At 66.7% G+C, this 17,100-nt stretch carries 9 protein-coding genes; 5 read left to right on the top strand and 4 right to left on the bottom strand.

All coding sequences use genetic code 11. The annotated features are described in order from the left end of the window. The first annotated feature begins 158 nt into the window (after positions 1–158). On the top strand, positions 159–5,621 hold the full coding sequence (locus FY036_RS10775) for an alpha-2-macroglobulin family protein (protein ID WP_148914738.1): 5,463 nt from the start codon (positions 159–161) through the stop codon (positions 5,619–5,621). Next, on the top strand, positions 5,618–7,702 hold the full coding sequence (gene pbpC, locus FY036_RS10770) for a penicillin-binding protein 1C (RefSeq protein ID WP_148914737.1): 2,085 nt from the start codon (positions 5,618–5,620) through the stop codon (positions 7,700–7,702). Before FY036_RS10775 ends, pbpC begins: the two co-directional genes overlap by 4 nt. A 13-nt stretch (positions 7,703–7,715) precedes the next feature. On the opposite strand, the gene FY036_RS10765 is transcribed toward pbpC, so the two are convergent. The 4 genes from FY036_RS10765 to hutI all read right to left on the bottom strand — a co-directional run bounded on the left by FY036_RS10765 (position 7,716) and on the right by hutI (position 13,449). Next, positions 7,716–8,933 (bottom strand): NAD(P)/FAD-dependent oxidoreductase, encoded by a 1,218-nt coding sequence (locus FY036_RS10765; protein ID WP_148914736.1) that lies wholly within the window; start codon positions 8,931–8,933, stop codon positions 7,716–7,718. 47 nt (positions 8,934–8,980) lie between these two features. After that, positions 8,981–10,651: a urocanate hydratase gene (hutU, locus tag FY036_RS10760; RefSeq protein WP_148914735.1), complete on the bottom strand. Its 1,671-nt coding sequence runs from the start codon at positions 10,649–10,651 to the stop codon at positions 8,981–8,983. Between the two features lie 63 nt (positions 10,652–10,714). After that, positions 10,715–12,250, bottom strand: coding sequence for a histidine ammonia-lyase (gene hutH, locus FY036_RS10755; RefSeq protein ID WP_148914734.1), 1,536 nt, complete (start codon positions 12,248–12,250; stop codon positions 10,715–10,717). Continuing rightward, complete coding sequence (gene hutI, locus FY036_RS10750) at positions 12,247–13,449, bottom strand: imidazolonepropionase (RefSeq protein ID WP_148914733.1); 1,203 nt, start codon at positions 13,447–13,449, stop codon at positions 12,247–12,249. The genes hutH and hutI overlap by 4 nt, the downstream gene beginning before the upstream one ends. 94 nt (positions 13,450–13,543) lie before the next feature. Here hutI and FY036_RS10745 point away from each other — a divergent pair, with 94 nt between their 5' ends. From FY036_RS10745 to FY036_RS10735, 3 genes are all read left to right on the top strand, one after another. Next, positions 13,544–14,899, top strand: a complete 1,356-nt coding sequence (locus FY036_RS10745) for a formimidoylglutamate deiminase (protein ID WP_148914732.1) — start codon at positions 13,544–13,546, stop codon at positions 14,897–14,899. Between the two features lie 2 nt (positions 14,900–14,901). Beyond that, a complete protein-coding gene (hutC, locus tag FY036_RS10740) occupies positions 14,902–15,618 on the top strand; it encodes a histidine utilization repressor (protein ID WP_148914731.1) in 717 nt (238 codons plus the stop codon). Between the two features lie 63 nt (positions 15,619–15,681). Continuing rightward, positions 15,682–17,100 (top strand): amidase, encoded by a 1,419-nt coding sequence (locus tag FY036_RS10735; RefSeq protein WP_148914730.1) that lies wholly within the window; start codon positions 15,682–15,684, stop codon positions 17,098–17,100.

Raw genomic sequence — 17,100 nt, 5'->3', positions numbered from 1 at the left:
CGCGCCGTCGATTCGCCCGCTAGCGCCAGATGCGCCCGATGGCGATGCCAGTTACCGCAAAGGGACGCCGGGCTGGCTTGTTGACAAGGAAAGGTGAAGCCTGCTCAAGTTCCGCAGGGTCATGACCCCGGGGATGTCGCTAGCGTTTGGAGGCTTTCATGTCGGTGCGCGCGGCCCGCTTTCTTTCCATCATCACCATGCTCTTTCTGGCTCTGTCCGGCGCAGCGGGCGCCCAGACGGAACGCACAATTCAGACGACCTTGGATGCCGACTATTTCGGCTTCGACCTGAGGACAGAGCGCGACGTTTCGCTCGACGCCTGCGAGGCCATCTGCCTGGCAGACACCGCCTGCCGCGCCTTCACCTACAACACCCGCGCGCAATGGTGCTTCCTGAAGTCGGACTACAGCCAGCTCAATCCGTTTGCCGGCGCGGTGGCGGGCAAGGTGGTGATGCAGGGCGATAAGGCCGAGATCGGCGCCCCGCCGCAACTGACCTACGTGCCGGACCACATGAGGAGCGACGCGCGCCGGTATCGCGAGGCCTTGTCGGACGAGGCGCCCGCCGAGGATGAGGGCGTGGTCTTCCTGTCGTCGATGGCCGGAAGCGCCATGGGTTCGGGCGATGCGCGGGCGGCCGCGCAGGCGTGGCATTCCGCGCTTGCGGTCGAGCCCGACGATATCGAGCTGTGGCTCTCTCTTTCGCAGGCACAGTTCGCGATAGAAGCGCAGGACAGCAACGAACAGGCGCAGCTTGCGCGCGACGGCACGTCTGCGGCGCTTAACGCCTATGAGCTGGCACGCACACCGGGCCTGCGCGCACGCAGCCTTGCGGCAATCGGACAGGCGCTCGACCGTCGTGACCTCTACCGACCGGCGTTGCAGGCTTTTGAGGCGAGCCTCGCGCTTGCGGACGACGCAACCGTGCGCGCTTCCTACCTCGACCTCAAGGCGCGCAAGGGCTTTCGCGTCGTCAACAACACGGTCGAGACCGACATCGCGTCACCCCGCGCCTGTGTGCAGTTTTCCGAGGAGCTTGCAAAGGCCGGCGTCGATTACGCGCCGTTCGTGACCGTGGGCGACGCAGCCCCAAAGGCCATCGACGTCAGCGGCCAGCAGCTTTGCGTGGAAGGGCTGGAGCACGGCAAGAACTACCGCATCACGGTGCGGCAGGGACTGCCTGCGGCGATCGGAGAAGTGATCGAAAGCCCGATTAGCCTCTCCGTCTACGTGCGGGATCGCGCACCTTCCATCCGCTTCTCCGGCGAGAACTTCGTGCTGCCGGGTGCGGGCCGGCACGGCGTGCCGATGGTCAGCGTCAACGCGCCATCAGCCGACCTGAAGCTGCACCGCGTCGGCGACCGGGCGCTCGCCGGCCTGCTGACGGGGTATCAGTTCCTGCGCCAGATCGACGAATACGACATTTCCTCGCTGGGAACGGACCTAGGCGAAATCGTCTGGCAGGGAACGATCGAACTGGACAACGAGCTCAACAAGGAGGTGCTGACCAGCTTCCCCGTGGATGAGGCATTGCCGGAGCGCAAGCCGGGCGTCTACGTGCTGACGGCCAGCCCGCAGGGCGACCAGAGCGAAAGCTGGAACGCCAGGGCTACGCAATGGTTCGTCGTCTCCGACATCGGCCTTTCCACCTATGCGGGCGAAGATGGGCTGACCGTGTTCGTGCGGTCGCTAGCGACGGCCAAGCCGCTGGAAAACGTCGAGCTGCAGCTTCTGGCCCGCAACAACGAAATCCTCGGGACCGCGACCACGGATACGAAAGGAGAGGCGGTCTTCACGCCGGGACTGATGCGCGGCAGCGCCGGCATGGCGCCGGCCGTTCTCACCGCGTCTGGCAGCGACGATGACTTCGTCTTCCTCGACATGACGCGTGCCGGCTTCGACCTGTCGGATCGCGGCGTGACGGGACGCGCCGCGCCGGGTGCAGTCGATGTCTTCGCATGGACGGAGCGCGGCATCTACCGCGCCGGCGAGACGGTGCACGCCGCAGCGCTTGTCCGCGACGACAGCGCCGAGGCGGTCGACGCCCTGCCTCTGACCTTCATCTTCATTCGCCCCGACGGCGTGGAAGAACGCCGCATCACCAGCGACGGCCGCACGCTCGGCGGCCACCATGTGCCGCTCACCTTGCAGCAGACGGCGATGCTGGGCTCCTGGAACCTTCGCATCCATACCGACCCGGATGCAGCACCGGTGGCGCAGGCCGTGTTTCTGGTCGAGGACTTCGTACCGGATCGTATCGAGTTCGAACTGGAGCCGGAAACGGCCGAAGTCTCGGCAGGCGAACCCGCTTGGATCAACCTCGACGGGCGCTATCTCTACGGCGCACCCGCTGCCGGCCTAGAGCTGGAAGGCGAGATGACCATCGCCACCACGCGCGATTGGCCCCGCTATCCGGGCTACAAGTTCGGTCTGTCCGACGAGGAGGTTGAAGCGGTGACGACGCCGCTCGACCTCGACACGACGGACGAGGACGGAAAGGCAAGATTCGAGGCAGTAGCCGACGAGCTGCCCTACACCACGCGCCTGCTGGACGCGAAGGTGACCGTGCGCATGAGCGAGAACGGCGGCCGGGCGGTGGAGCGCAGCACGACGCTGTCGATCATCCCCGACGAATCGCTGATCGGCATCCGACCCGACTTTGTCGGAACCGAAGTGCCGCAGGGCGCGACGGCGGGCTTCCGTGTCATCGCAGTGTCTCCGGATGGAGAGCGCGAAGCGCACGCCGGCGCGACGTGGACGCTGACGAAGATCGAGCGGAACTATCAATGGTACCGCAGCAACAATTCCTGGCAATACGAGGCGATCACGCTCGAAAATCAGGTATCTGGCGGGACGATCGACATCGGCGCGGACCAGCCCGTCGCCGTCTCCGTACCGGTCGAATGGGGACGATACCGCCTCGATGTGGAGAGCGCCGACGCTGACGGGTCGGTGGCGAGCTACGAGTTCGACGCAGGTTGGTTCGTCGAGGCTACCTCGACCGAAACGCCCGACGGCCTCGAGATCGCGCTCGACAAGGACAGCTATGCGGCCGGCGAGACCGCCACGCTGAAGGTTTCGCCGCGCTTTGCCGGCGAGATGCTGATCGCCATCGGCTCGGAGCGCCTTTACGAGACCATCGAGGCGAACGTACCCGCCGAGGGCGCGGAGATCGAAATCCCCGTCTCGGCGGACTGGGGCGCGGGCGCATACGTGACCGCCACGCTGTTTCGTCCAGGCAACGCAGAAGAGAGCCGCATGCCCGCGCGCGCCATCGGCGTGAAGTGGCTTTCGGTCGATCCGGCCGAGCGCAAGCTCGGCGTGGGGCTGGCGCTGCCGGCACAGTCATCCCCGCGCGAGACGCTGGCGATACCCGTGACGCTGACCGGATTGAGCGCCGGCGAGGAAGCCTATGTCGCCGTTGCCGCGGTCGATGTCGGCATCCTCAATCTGACGCGCTACGAGGCGCCGGACCCTGATGGCTGGTATTTCGGCCAGCGCAGGCTCGGGCTCGAAATGCGCGACCTGTACGGCCGGCTCATCGACGGTTCCGCCGGCGCTTTCGGCCGCATCCGCACCGGCGGCGACGGAGGCGGCATGACGGCGCAGGGCAGCGCGCCGACAGAGCGGCTGCTGGCATTCTTCTCCGGACCCGTTCGTGTCGATGATGGTGGAAAGGCCGAAATCGCCTTCGACATTCCCGAGTTCAACGGCACCGCGCGCGTCATGGCTGTGGCGTGGTCGAAGTCCGGTGTCGGGCAGGCCTGCGGCGATGTCGTCATTCGCGATCCGGTCGTCATCACAGCCGGCCAGCCGCGCTTCCTCGCAACCGACGACCGGGCGACGATCCGCCTCGACGTGCACAACACGGATGGGCCGGCCGGGGACTACGCCATCGCGATCAATACCGAGGGCGATGCGACCTTCGATTTCGCAGATGCGCCTCAGAGCGTATCGCTGGCACAGGACGGGCGGGCAACGCTGCTGCTGCCCGTAACGGCGCTGACGACCGGTGACGCGGCGATCACCGTTTCGCTTTCCCATCCAGACGGCCTGGAGGTCGGCCGCACCATGTATCTGCCGGTGCGCCAGCCGGCGATGCCGATAGCGAACAGGCAGACCGTGAGCCTGGCAGCGAATGGCGGATCAATCCGCATCGACCGGGAATTGCTGGCGGCAAGCCTTCTGGACGGTGCTTCGGTGACGATCGGCGTGTCGCCTGCCTCAGCCTTCGATCTGCCGTCGATGCTGATGACGCTGGACCGATACCCCTACGGCTGCGCGGAGCAGACGATCAGCCGTGCGCTGCCGCTGCTCTATGTCAGCGAGCTTTCGGCAGCGAGCGGGCTTGAAAACGATCCGGCCCTGCGCGAGCGCGTGCAGAATGCCATATCACGTGTAATGACGTTCCAGACATCGAGCGGCACGTTCGGCCTTTGGGGGCCGGGCTACGGCGATTTGTGGCTGGACGCCTATGTGACCGACTTCCTCACGCGTGCGCGAGAGGCCAGCTATGGCGTGCCGGTGCAGGGCATGACGAGCGCGCTGGAGAACCTTCAGAACCAGCTTTCCTACACGACCGACATTCAGGCGCGCGGCACCGAGATCGCCTATGCGCTCTATGTGCTGGCGCGCAACAGGAAAGCGTCGATCGGCGACCTGCGCTACTACGCCGATACGCGGCTGGACGAGTTCACCAGCCCGATGGCGCGCGCGCAGATCGCGGCAGCACTTGCGCTCTATGGCGACAACCAGCGCGCCGATACGGTCTTCGCCTCGGCGCTGCGCCAGGCGCAGGCTGACACCGCCACCAGCTTCTACCGATCCGACTACGGCTCGGCCCTGCGTGACGGCGCAGCAATGCTGGCGCTGGCCGCTGAAACGAGGCCTTCACCCGGCGCGGTGCCGGCGATGGTTCGTTTCGTCGCCGGCGAAAGGGACAAGAAGCAGTGGACCAGCACGCAGGAAGAAGCTTGGATGCTGCTGGCTGCCCGCGCGGTGCAGGCAACCGGCGACGCCATATCGCTCGAAGTGGACGGCGCGGCGCACAAGGGCAGCTTCGCCCGCCGTGTCAGCGGCGAGGAACTGCTGCAGACGCCGCTGGTGATCGCAAATCGCGGCAGCGAGCCGGTCGATGCCGTCATTACCACGGTCGCCGCCCCGGCGCAGCCGCTGCCAGCCGGCGGCGAGGGCTTCACGATCAGCCGCGCCTACTACACGCTCGATGGCGAGGAAGCGAACGTCAGCGAGGCCGTCCAGAACGAGCGGTTTGTGGTGGTCCTCGAAGTCGAAGAGCTTAACGACTGGCCCTCGCGCGTCGCCGTGACCGACCTGCTGCCCGCCGGCTTCGAGATCGACAACCCGAGGCTGGTGGACAGCGCCGAGCTTTCTAACTTCGAATGGCTGGGCGAACCGGAGGCCGTGCATTCGGAGTTCCGCGACGACCGGTTCGTCGCGGCGTTCGACCGCACCGGCGGCGGCTCGTTCACCGTGGCCTATGTGGTACGCGCCGTGACGCCGGGCGTCTACGCGCACCCCGCAGCCGTGGTCGAGGACATGTACCGCCCGCAGTTCAACGCGCGCACCGCGGCGGGCATGATGGAGGTCATGGCGTCGCAATGATCGGCTGGAAGCGCCCTGCCCTCGCCCTTGCGCTGACCGCGCTGCTGGGCACGGCTGCGATGGCCGCGCTGGACGCGCTCGACCGCGCCAACCCGCCGCCGCTCGACCTGCCGGCCACCTCCGTCGAAGTCGTGGACCGCGACGGGGCGCTGCTGCGCGCGCTGGCGACGCCCGAGGGCGCGTGGCGCTTCAAGGTGTCTTTGGACGATATCGACCCGCATTTCATGGACATGCTGGTCGCCTATGAGGACAAGCGCTTTCGCGCGCATCGGGGTGTCGACCTGCTGGCCGTGGGGCGCGCGGCCTTCCAGTTCGCAACCAGCGGACGGATCGTTTCGGGTGGTTCGACGATCACGATGCAGCTCGCCCGGTTGATCGAGCCGCGCGAGGAACGTTCGCTCACCGCCAAGCTCAGACAGATGGCTCGCGCGGTGCAGATCGAGCGGCGTCTCAGCAAGGACGAAATCCTTAAGCGTTACCTGACGCTTGCACCCTATGGCGGCAACCTCGAAGGCATCCGCGCGGCGAGCCTCGCCTGGTTCGGCAAGGAGCCGAAGCGGCTGGGGCTCGGCGAGGCGGCGCTGCTGGTTGCGCTGCCGCAACTGCCGGAACGCCGGCGGCCCGATCGCCATCCCGAAGCGGCAGAGATCGCGCGCGACCGCGTGCTGGACCGCATGGCGGCGGCGAACGTGCTGGACGAGCGAGAAACGCATCGCGGCATGGAAACGTCGGTGCCGACCGTACGCCGCGCGATGCCGTTCCTGGCCGCGCATGCCGCCGAGCGGGCGCTGCGCGAGCACCGTGGAGAAGGCCGGATTGAGCTCACCCTCAGCCGGCGGGCGCAGGAAGGGCTCGAGCGCGTGGCGCGAGATGCGGCTCGGCGCATCGGCCCGCGCCTGTCCGTAGCCATGGTGCTGGCCGATGCGCGGACCGGCGACATTCTTGCGGAGGTGGGCTCGGCAGGGTTCTTCGATGAATCGCGCTCGGGCTGGATCGACATGACTCGCGCCGTGCGCTCGCCAGGCTCGACGCTCAAGCCCTTCATCTACGGCCTCGCCTTCGAGGAAGGCATGGTGGCGCAGGAGACGATCATCGAGGATCGCCCGTCGAGTTTCGGCGGATACAGGCCGCGCAATTTCGATCTCGCCTATCAGGGCGACGTGTCCATACGCACGGCGTTGCAGATGTCGCTGAACGTGCCGGCGGTACGGCTGCTGGACACGGTGGGACCGGCACGGCTCACCACCCGCTTCCGCCGCGCGGGCGTGAACCTGGCGCTGCCGCGCGACGAAGCGCCCGGACTGGCCATCGCGCTGGGCGGCGCGGGGCTTTCGCTGCGAGAGCTGGTGCAGCTCTACACCGGGTTTGCCAATGGCGGCGAAGCGACGACGATCGGCAACATGAGCGGCGACAGGCAGACCGCCACGCTGCTCGACCCACGCGCGGCATGGCAGGTGGCCGACATGCTGGCAGGCATCGCACCGCCGGAAGCTGCCGCGCCACGCGGCATCGGCTACAAGACCGGCACCAGCTACGGCTATCGCGACGCGTGGTCGGTAGGCTTCGACGGCCGGCACGTGCTGGGCGTCTGGGTCGGGCGACCTGACGGCGCAGCGGTACCGGGCCTATCCGGCTACGCCTCGGCAGCGCCGATCCTGTTCGAGGCCTTCGCCAAATCCGGCCTGCCCGTCACCTCCCTGCCCCGCCCGCCGGTAGGTGCATTGCGGACCGCGCGCAACGACCTGCCGGCGATGATGCGGCGGTTTTCCTCGCCCGGCGACGCGCTGCGCGAGAACGGTATTGCCGAGGCGGCACCCCAGATCGTCTTTCCGCCGCAGGGCGCGCGCGTCGAGCTCGCCGTTGCCGAGGATGCCGCGATGCCGCTGGTGCTAAAGCTGCAGGGCGGGCGCGCGCCGTTCCGATGGCTGGCGAATGGGCGGCCGCTGGACGGCAGCTCGCGTCGTCGCACGGCAAGCTGGCAGCCGGACGGTGCGGGCTTTTCGACGCTGACTGTGATGGACGCCGCCGGGCGAACGGCGAGCGTGAAAGTGTTCGTAGAGCAGATTGCGACAGAACGCTGATTTGACTCAGGCTTTACGCCGCAGGCTTCGGCACCAGCGTCTTGAGATCGACAGACAAATCCACCGCGATCTCCTTCGGGATCGATTGCCGCGCCGCGAGAACCCGGCGCGCGACCATATGATCGGCCGGGCTGCTGACGCTTTCGACTGCTATGAGCCTGCCCTTTCGATAGACGAAGACCGAGAACTTGCCCGTCGACGGGTCGCCGCGCATAACCGCGTCGTCCATGCCCATGGCGAGCCCGGCGATCTGGAGCTTGGCGGCACCCTGATGCGACCAGAACCACGGCAGCGCGTCGTACGACTGGTCATTGCCGGTGAGGCGTGCGGCTACGCACTTGCCCTGATCGACCGCGTTCTGCACCGATTCCAGGCGGATCGTGCCGATGCCCCAGGGATTGGGATGGGCCGCGCAGTCGCCGATGGCCGAAATGGAAGGATCGGACGTCAGGAGCCTGTCGTTGACGACCACGCCATTGGCGACATCCAGCCCGGCCTCGGCCGCCAGCTCTGAATTGGGAACGACGCCCGCCGCGACGACGACCGCATCGGTGTCCAGCGTTTCGCCATCCGAGAGGACAACCGAACGGCCGGCTACTTCAGTCGCAACCGTCGCGAGACGGAGCCGCGTGCCCATCTGCTCATGGATTGGAACGAAGGCATCGCTCATCAACGGAGAGAGCACGCGCCCCATGAGCCGGTCGGCGGCCTCCAGAACATCGACGGCAATGTCGCGCTGGCGCAGCAATGCGGCAACCTCGAGCCCGATGAACCCGCCGCCGATGATGGTTACGTGCCGCAACCGGTCCAGCCTTGCAGTCATGGCGCGCGCATGGGCGAGCGTGCGGAGTTCCATCACGCCGCAGGGGTCGAGCCCCTTTACAGGAGGAAAGCGGTTGCGCGCGCCGGTGGCCAGAACGAGGTGGTCGTAGGCGAGACGTTCGCCGCCAGCGAGCAACAGCTGCCGCGCGTCGCGTTCGATACGCTCCGCCACAACGCCGAGCCTGAGATCGATGGCATGCTGGCCGTAGAACGCCTCGCCTTTGAGCGGGAGGGACGAATCCGTCGGGCTCTTGAGAAATTCCTTGGAAAGCGGAGGCCGTTGGTACGGCAGATCCGGCTCGTCACCGAGGACGATGACCGAACCCGCAAACCCGTTGTGACGGAGCGCGGCGGCGCACTCGACGCCTGCCTGCCCGCTGCCTACGATCACCACTTTCTCGATGCTCAACACGCAACTCCATCAAAATGACGGCACCGGTGTTAGCACGGCATGCCTCAAGCGAGAATGCCTGGCAGGTCGAGCCCATGTTCCCTGGCGCAATCCACTGCGATGTCGTACCCCGCATCGGCATGGCGCATGACGCCGGTTGCCGGGTCGTTCCACAACACGCGCTCGATACGAAGCGCGGCTTCCGCCGTGCCGTCGCAAACGATCACCATGCCGGAATGCTGCGAAAAACCCATGCCAACTCCGCCACCATGATGCAGCGAAACCCACGTCGCGCCGCTGGCGCAGTTGAGCAGCGCGTTGAGCAGCGGCCAGTCCGAAACGGCATCCGAGCCGTCCTTCATCGCCTCGGTCTCGCGGTTGGGCGAAGCGACCGAGCCGGAATCGAGATGGTCGCGGCCAATCACGACCGGCGCTTTCAGCTCGCCGTTCGCCACCATCTCGTTGAAGGCAAGCCCCAGACGGTGGCGGTCGCCCAGCCCCACCCAGCAGATGCGCGCGGGCAGACCCTGGAAGTGGATGCGCTTGCCGGCCATGTCGAGCCAGATGTGCAGGTGCGCGTTGTCGGGCAGCAGTTCCTTCACCTTGGCGTCCGTGCGCGCGATGTCTTCCGGATCGCCAGACAAGGCAGCCCAACGGAACGGCCCGACGCCCCGGCAGAACAGCGGGCGGATGTAGGCCGGCACGAAACCGGGGAAGTCGAAGGCGTTCTCCACCCCCTCCTCCTTCGCCATCTGGCGGATGTTGTTGCCGTAGTCGACGGTGGGCACGCCGGCATGGTGAAAGTCGAGCATGGCCTTTACATGCACGGCCATGGATGCCCGCGCGGCCTTCTCGACCGCCTTGGGATCGCGCTCCCGCTTCTCCTCCCATTCGGCAACCGTCCAGCCTTGCGGCAGGTAGCCGTTGATCGGATCGTGGGCCGATGTCTGGTCGGTGACGAGGTCCGGCTTCACGCCGCGCCTGACGAGCTCGGGAAACACATCGGCCGCGTTGCCGAGCAGTCCGACGGAGAGCGCCTTCTTCTCCTTGCAGGCCTTGTCGATGATCGCCAGCGCGTCGTCGAGGTCGTTTGCCTGCACGTCGAGATAGCCTGTCTTCAGGCGCATTTCGATGCGGCTTGCCTGACACTCGACGGCGAGGCACGACGCGCCCGCGAACGTGGCGGCGAGCGGCTGCGCGCCGCCCATGCCGCCTAGCCCGGCGGTGAGGAGCCAGCGGCCGGCAAGGCTGCCGCCGTAATGCTGGCGGCCCATCTCCACGAAGGTTTCGTAGGTGCCCTGAACGATGCCCTGCGAGCCGATGTAGATCCATGAGCCTGCGGTCATCTGGCCGTACATCATCAGGCCCTTCTTATCGAGGGCGTTGAAATGATCCCAGTTCGCCCAATGCGGCACGAGGTTGGAATTGGCGATCAGCACGCGTGGCGCATCGGCATGGGTACGGAACACGCCGACCGGCTTGCCCGACTGCACCAGCAGCGTCTGGTCGGCTTCAAGTCGCCTGAGCGTCGAGACGATGCGGTCGAAGCTCTCCCAATCCCGCGCCGCACGGCCGATGCCGCCATAGACGACCAGTTCGCCGGGCTTTTCGGCCACCATCGGATCGAGATTGTTCATCAGCATCCGCAGCGGCGCCTCTGTCAGCCAGCTCTTTGCGGAGAGTTCCGTGCCGGTGGCGGCGCGAATGGTGCGGGAGTTGTCGATGCGGGTGGTCATTGTGGCCTCCGTGTCAGCCGCGCATGGACGCGGTTTGAAGAATTGATTGCCATCGCGGGATGTTCACGCCTCGACGCCGGGCAGTTCGACCGCCGAGACCGCGTCGATAAGCGCGCCGGAGCGGACAAGCGCGTTCGAGACCTCCATGTCGGGATGGAAATGCCGGTCGTCTTCCAGATGCGGCACCTGCGCCCTCAACAGCGCTCTCGCAGCCTCCAGCGGTTGGCTCGATGCGAGCGGCGCATGAAAGTCGCATCCCTGCGCGGCCGCCAGCAGCTCTATGCCGATGACGGCGCTGGCATTTTCGACCATGCCGAGCAGGCGGCGCGCTCCATGCGCAGCCATCGAGACGTGATCTTCCTGATTGGCCGAGGTCGGGATGGAGTCGACGCTGGCGGGATAGGCGCGCTGCTTGTTTTCCGAAACGAGTGCGGCCGCCGTCACCTGCGGGATCATGAAGCCGGAGTTGAGACCCGGCCTCGGCGTAAGGAAAGCAGGAAGGCCCGAAAGTGCCGGATCGACCAGCATGGCGATACGCCGCTCCGCCAGTGAGCCGATTTCGCAGACGGCAAGCGCGATCATGTCGGCTGCAAAGGCCACCGGCTCGGCGTGGAAGTTGCCGCCCGACAGGGCGGTGTCGTCCTCAGCGAAGATCAGGGGATTGTCGGTGACACCGTTGGCTTCCGTCGCCAGCGTGTCCGCCGCCTTGCGCAGCACATCGAGCGCCGCGCCCATGACCTGCGGCTGGCAGCGCAGGCAGTACGGATCCTGCACCCGCTCGTCGCCAACCCTGTGGGACTCGCGTATGGCGCTGCCCTCCATCAGCAGGCGCAGCGTCTCGGCGGTTTCGATCTGGCCGCGATGGTGGCGAAGGGCGTGAATACGGTGATCGAAGGGGGCGTCCGAACCCTTGGCGGCATCAGTGGAAAGCGCTCCCGTGACCAGCGCGGAACGGAACAGCATCTCGGCCTCGAACAGAGCCGCCAGCGCGTACGCGGTGGAGAACTGGGTGCCGTTGAGCAGCGCCAGCCCCTCCTTTGCACCGAGGGTTACGGGCGAAAGTCCGGCGGCGGCAAGACCCTCGCCAGCCGTCATGCGCTTGCCGGCATGAAACACCTCGCCGACACCGATCATGGCCGCCGTCATATGCGACAGCGGCGCGAGATCGCCGGACGCGCCGACCGAGCCCTGCGCCGGCACGACCGGCACGACATCCTTCGCCAGCATGGCTTCGAGCAGCGCGACCGTTTCGGGCCTCACTCCGGAGGCGCCTTGAGCCAAGCTCGCAAGCTTGAGGGCCATCATCAGCCGCGCGACCGCGACAGGCATTGGCTCACCGGTGCCGGCAGCGTGGGAAAGCACGATGTTGCGCTGGAGTGTTTCCAGATCGGCGGCCGGGATGCGCACGCTGGCGAGCTTACCAAAGCCGGTGTTGATGCCGTAGACGGGCTCGCCCCTGGCAACGATGCGCGCGACAGCATCGGCGCTGGCAACGATTCTCGGCCGGCACGACGGGTCAAGCGATGGAACCGCCCCGCGCCAGATCGCGCGCCAGTCGGTGAGGGAGGCATTGCCGGGCATCAAGACAATCGTGGTCATTCTCCCCTCCAGACGCGGGCATGAAGCGGGTTGAACCCGATGCGGTAGACCAGTTCGGCAGGGCGCTCGACATCCCAGATTGCGAGGTCTGCCCATTTGCCGGGCTCGAGCGTGCCCGTTTCGGGCAACAGACCCAGAGCCCGCGCGGCCTCGCGCGTGACACCGGCCACGCACTCATCGACGGTAAGGCGAAACAGGGTGGCCGCCATGTTCATGGCCAGCAGGAGCGAGGTGAGCGGAGACGTGCCGGGATTGCAGTCGGTGGCGACCGCCAGCCGCACACCGTGGCGACGGAAGAGACCTACGGGCGGGCGCTTCTCCTCGCGGATGAAATAGAATGCACCGGGCAGCAGGACCGCCACGGTGCCGGCCTTCGCCATAGCGGCGGCACCCGCATCGTCCGTGTATTCAAGATGGTCGGCGGAAAGGGCTCCATAGCCTGCGGCAAGCGCCGCACCATGAAGGTTGGAAAGCTGGTCGGCGTGAAGCCTGACCGGCAGGCCGGCCTCCTTCGCGGCATCGAAAACCCGCGCGATCTGCTGCGGCGAGAACGCGATGCCCTCGCAGAACCCGTCGACCGCATCGGCAAGCCCGGCCCGTGCGATGGCGGGCAGCATGCTCGCGACGACCATGTCGATGTAGCGGTCCTTGTCGCCGTCCATTTCCGGCGGCAGAGCGTGTGCGCCGAGGAAGGTGGTGCGGACCGACACCTTGCGTTCCACGCCAAGCCGACGCGCGGCGCGCAGCGACTTCATCTCGTTTTCGGTGTCGAGGCCGTAGCCGGACTTGATCTCGACCGTCGTGACGCCTTCAGCGATGAGCGCATCGAGGCGCGGCAGCGACTGGGCGACCAGTTCGTCCTCGCTGGCGGCCCGCAGCGCCCTGACCGAAGACACGATGCCGCCGCCGGCCTTCGCGACATCCTCGTAGGAGGCGCCGGCCAGCCGCATTTCGAACTCGTTGGCACGGTCACCGGCATGCACGAGATGGGTGTGGCAGTCGATCAGACCGGGCGTGATGAGGCGGCCTTCGCAGTCGATGGTCTCCGCATCGCCAAAGCCCGTGGGCAGTTCGGATTGGGGACCGGCGAAGACGATCCTGCCGTCCTGCGCGGCGACCGCGCCGGCCTCGACCAGCCCAAGCGCATCGACGCCTTCGGCAAGGGTGAGAAGTCTCGCGTTACGCCACACCTTCCGCATCGTCACTCCCTCGGCGCGCGGCAATTCCCGCTTTCATTCCAATGCAATTATGTATAGACATATCATCAGCACATTGGCAAGCAGGGTCGTGGACATGACGGTGATCTTCGCGAACGAGGCGCTGACGGCTAGCGGCTGGCAACGGAACGTTGCGCTGAAAGTCAGTGGCGGGCGCATCGAGGCGATCGATACGGATGCGACCCCCGGCAGCGCCGATGAGCGCTGCGCAGTGCTGTTGCCGACGGTCGCAAACCTGCACAGCCATGCCTTCCAGCGCGCCATGGCGGGCATGGCGGAGCGGCGCGGCCCGACGACGGATACGTTCTGGACGTGGCGCGAAGTCATGTACCGCCACGCGCTGACGATGACGCCCGAGCAGGTCGAGGCGACGGCGCTGATGCTCTATGTCGAGATGCTGGAGGCGGGTTTCGGCAGGGTCGGCGAGTTCCACTACCTCCACCACGCGCCGGATGGCACGCCCTATGCGAACATGGCGGAGATGGCGGAACGGATTGCGGCCGCAAGCGCGGCGTCGGGCATCGGCCTGACGCTGCTGCCGGTCTTCTACGCGCACTCGACTTTCGGCGGCCACGCCCCTGCCCCGGGCCAGCGCCGTTTCATCAACGATGTCGACGGGTTCGGCCGGCTGCTTGAATCATCTCGCAAGGCAGTTGAATCACTTTCTCAAGCCTTGATGGGCGCAGCACCGCATTCGCTGCGTGCCGTCACACCGGAGGAGCTTGCGGCAGTGGCCGCGATGGCAACCGGCGGGCCGCTGCATATTCACGTCGCCGAGCAGGTGAAGGAGGTGGAAGACTGTGTTGCGTGGTCCGGCGCGCGACCGGTGGAATGGCTGCTTGCCAATGCGCCGGTAGACGAGCGCTGGTGCTTCATCCACGCGACGCACATGAACGACAGCGAGACGGCAGGCGTGGCGCAATCCGGCGCGGTGGCGGGGCTGTGCCCCGTGACAGAAGCCAATCTCGGCGACGGGATCTTTCAGGGGCCGCTATTTGCCGAGCATGGCGGGCGCTATGGCGTGGGCTCGGACTCCAACGTCCTGATCGGGCTGTCGGCCGAGTTGAGGCAGTTCGAGTATGCGCAGCGGCTGGGGAACCGGGCGCGCAACGTCATGGCGGGAGGGCCGGGATCTACCGGCCGCGCCCTGTTCGATGCGGTGCTGAAGGGCGGCGCGCAGGCGCTTGGCGTGGCGGGCGCCGGTATCGCTATAGGAGAACCGGCCGACTTCTTCTCGCTGGACGTTTCCGACGTGACCTTCGAGGGCAAGAAGGAAGACGCGGTGCTCGATGCGTTCGTCTTTGCAGGAGCGGGAAAGCCGGACAGCGTCTGGATCGGCGGCAACAAGCTGGTGGAGAACGGGCGTCACCGCATTCGCGAAGAAGCCGAACGTGGCTTCCGCAAAGCGCTGCGGGAGCTGGCCGAAGCGTGACGATGAGCGGCGAACCCCTCTCTCTGCACCAGCGCATTCTTGGCGACATCGGCGCGAAGATCGTGTCGGGCGCGTGGCCGCCCGGGCATCGCATTCCCTTCGAGCACGAGCTGACGGAGCAATATGGCTGCTCGCGCATGACCGTCAACAAGGCGCTGACACAGCTCGCCAAGGCCGGGCTTATCGAAAGGCGCAAACGCTCCGGCAGCTTCGTCGCGCGGCCGCGCTCACAGGCGGCCGTGCTGGAAATCCACGACATCCGCGCCGAGGTCGAGGCGCTGGGCGCACCCTACCGCTACGAACGCCTTTCCCGGACGATCCGCTCGGCGGGCAAACCTGTCGATGAGGCTGCCGGTTTTGCCGATGCCACGAGACTGGTCGACATCGTCTGCCTGCATTTTGCCGGCGAGGCGCCGTTCTGCCTCGAGGAACGGCTCATCAGCCTCGATACCGTGCCGGAGGCAGAGCAGGAGCCGTTCGAAACCATCGCTCCCGGCCCCTGGCTTATAGGCCATGTGCCATGGAGCGCCGCCGAGCACACGATCCGCGCGCTGGCCGCCGACAAACCGACGGCGAAACGTCTGGGTGTGGATGCAGGCACGCCATGTCTCGCGGTCGAACGTCGTACATGGACGGGCGGGCGGCCGGTGACGCATGTGCGGCTGACCTATCCGGGCACGAGCCACGCGCTTGTTGCCCGCTTCACGCCGGAAGGCTGATACGACATTGCAATCACGACTGGCCGCGTCCATCCTGCCGCCCTTTGCGGGAGGGGGAGAGCCATGTCGCCATTGTTGATAAACCAGTCGGCCTGCGCCATCGTGGACAGGTTGAAGGCCGGGGAAGTCACGCCGCTTGACCTGCTCGACGCGCTGGAGGAGCGCATCGCGGCAGTCGATCCCGCGGTCAACGCGCTGCCTACCTTGTGCTTCGAACGCGCCCGGGAGCGTGCCTCCGCGCTGATGAAGAAGCCGCTCGACCAGCGCGGCCGCCTTGCCGGCCTGCCGGTACCGATCAAGGACCTGACCGAAGTAGAGGGCGTGCGCACCACCTGGGGCTCGCCCATCTTCGCCGACCATATTCCCGAGCGCTCCGACATACTGGTCGAGACCATCGAGAAGGAAGGCGGCATCATCTACGCCAAATCCGCGACGCCTGAGTTCGGCGCGGGCGCCAACACCTTCAACGAAGTGTTCGGCACGACGCGCAACCCCTGGAACACCAGCCGTTCGGCGGCCGGCTCCAGCGGCGGTGCGGCGGTGTCGCTGGCGACCGGTATGGCATGGGTGGCGCATGGCTCGGACCTAGGCGGCTCGCTTCGTAACCCGGCCAGCTTCTGCGGCATCGTCGGCCTGCGACCGAGCCCCGGCCGCGTGGCGGCAACGCCCGGAAACGTGGTCGACAACATCCTCTCCGTCGAAGGCCCTATGGCACGCACGGTCGAGGACGTGGCGCTGCTGCTAGACGCGATGACGGGCGAGGATGCGCGCGACCCGGTTTCGCTGCCGCGCGATGGCACATCCTATCTGGACGCAGCGCGCACGCCGGCGCGGCTGCGCAAGGTGGCCTTCAGTGCCGATCTGGGCGTCACGCCGGTCGACCCCGAGGTGGCCGAGATATGCCGCCGCGCGGCCTACCGCTTTGCGGAACTGGGCGTGAGCGTGGAGGAAGCCCATCCCGACTTGTCGGAGGCACATGCTTGTTTCCAGACGCTGCGGGCGAAAGGCTTCGCGGCTGCGCACGCGCAGAAGCTGAAGGACCATCCAGGCCGTCTCAAGCCGGAAACGGTCTGGAACGTCGAAAAGGGCCTCCAGCTCACCATGCCGCAGATCATTGAGGCGGAGATGCAGCGCGCCGCAATGATCGCGCGAACGGTCGCGTTCTTCGGAGAATACGACCTGCTGATGACGCCAGCCACCATCGTCGCGCCCTACCCGGTCGAGCAGCGTTACGTCGCCGAATGCGCGGGCGTAAAGTTCGAGACCTACATCGACTGGCTGGCAATCGCCTTCGCGATTTCGCTGACGACCGCGCCGGCTCTGTCGTTACCCTGCGGCTTCACGTCCGAAGGGTTGCCGGTGGGCTTGCAGATCGTGGCGATGCCGCGCGGCGAGGCGAAGCTTCTGTCAGGCGCGCGGCAACTCGAAAAGCTGCTGGACCTCGACACGGTGACGCCCATCGAACCCCGAGCGGGCTGCTGA

Origin of the sequence: Neoaquamicrobium microcysteis (genome assembly GCF_008180155.1) — a bacterium.
Taxonomy (GTDB): domain Bacteria; phylum Pseudomonadota; class Alphaproteobacteria; order Rhizobiales; family Rhizobiaceae; genus Aerobium; species Aerobium microcysteis.
The sequence above is the reverse complement of the archived record's forward strand: the minus strand, read 5'-3'. Positions and strand labels throughout refer to the sequence as shown.

Coding starts and splice junctions, on each gene's coding strand:
- FY036_RS10775 (WP_148914738.1), top strand. CDS start 159: ATGTCGGTGCGCGCGGCCCGCTTTCTTTCCATCATCACCATGCTCTTT.
- pbpC (WP_148914737.1), top strand. CDS start 5,618: ATGATCGGCTGGAAGCGCCCTGCCCTCGCCCTTGCGCTGACCGCGCTG.
- hutU (WP_148914735.1), bottom strand. CDS start 10,651: ATGACCACCCGCATCGACAACTCCCGCACCATTCGCGCCGCCACCGGC.
- hutH (WP_148914734.1), bottom strand. CDS start 12,250: ATGACCACGATTGTCTTGATGCCCGGCAATGCCTCCCTCACCGACTGG.
- hutI (WP_148914733.1), bottom strand. CDS start 13,449: ATGCGGAAGGTGTGGCGTAACGCGAGACTTCTCACCCTTGCCGAAGGC.
- FY036_RS10745 (WP_148914732.1), top strand. CDS start 13,544: ATGACGGTGATCTTCGCGAACGAGGCGCTGACGGCTAGCGGCTGGCAA.
- hutC (WP_148914731.1), top strand. CDS start 14,902: ATGAGCGGCGAACCCCTCTCTCTGCACCAGCGCATTCTTGGCGACATC.
- FY036_RS10735 (WP_148914730.1), top strand. CDS start 15,682: ATGTCGCCATTGTTGATAAACCAGTCGGCCTGCGCCATCGTGGACAGG.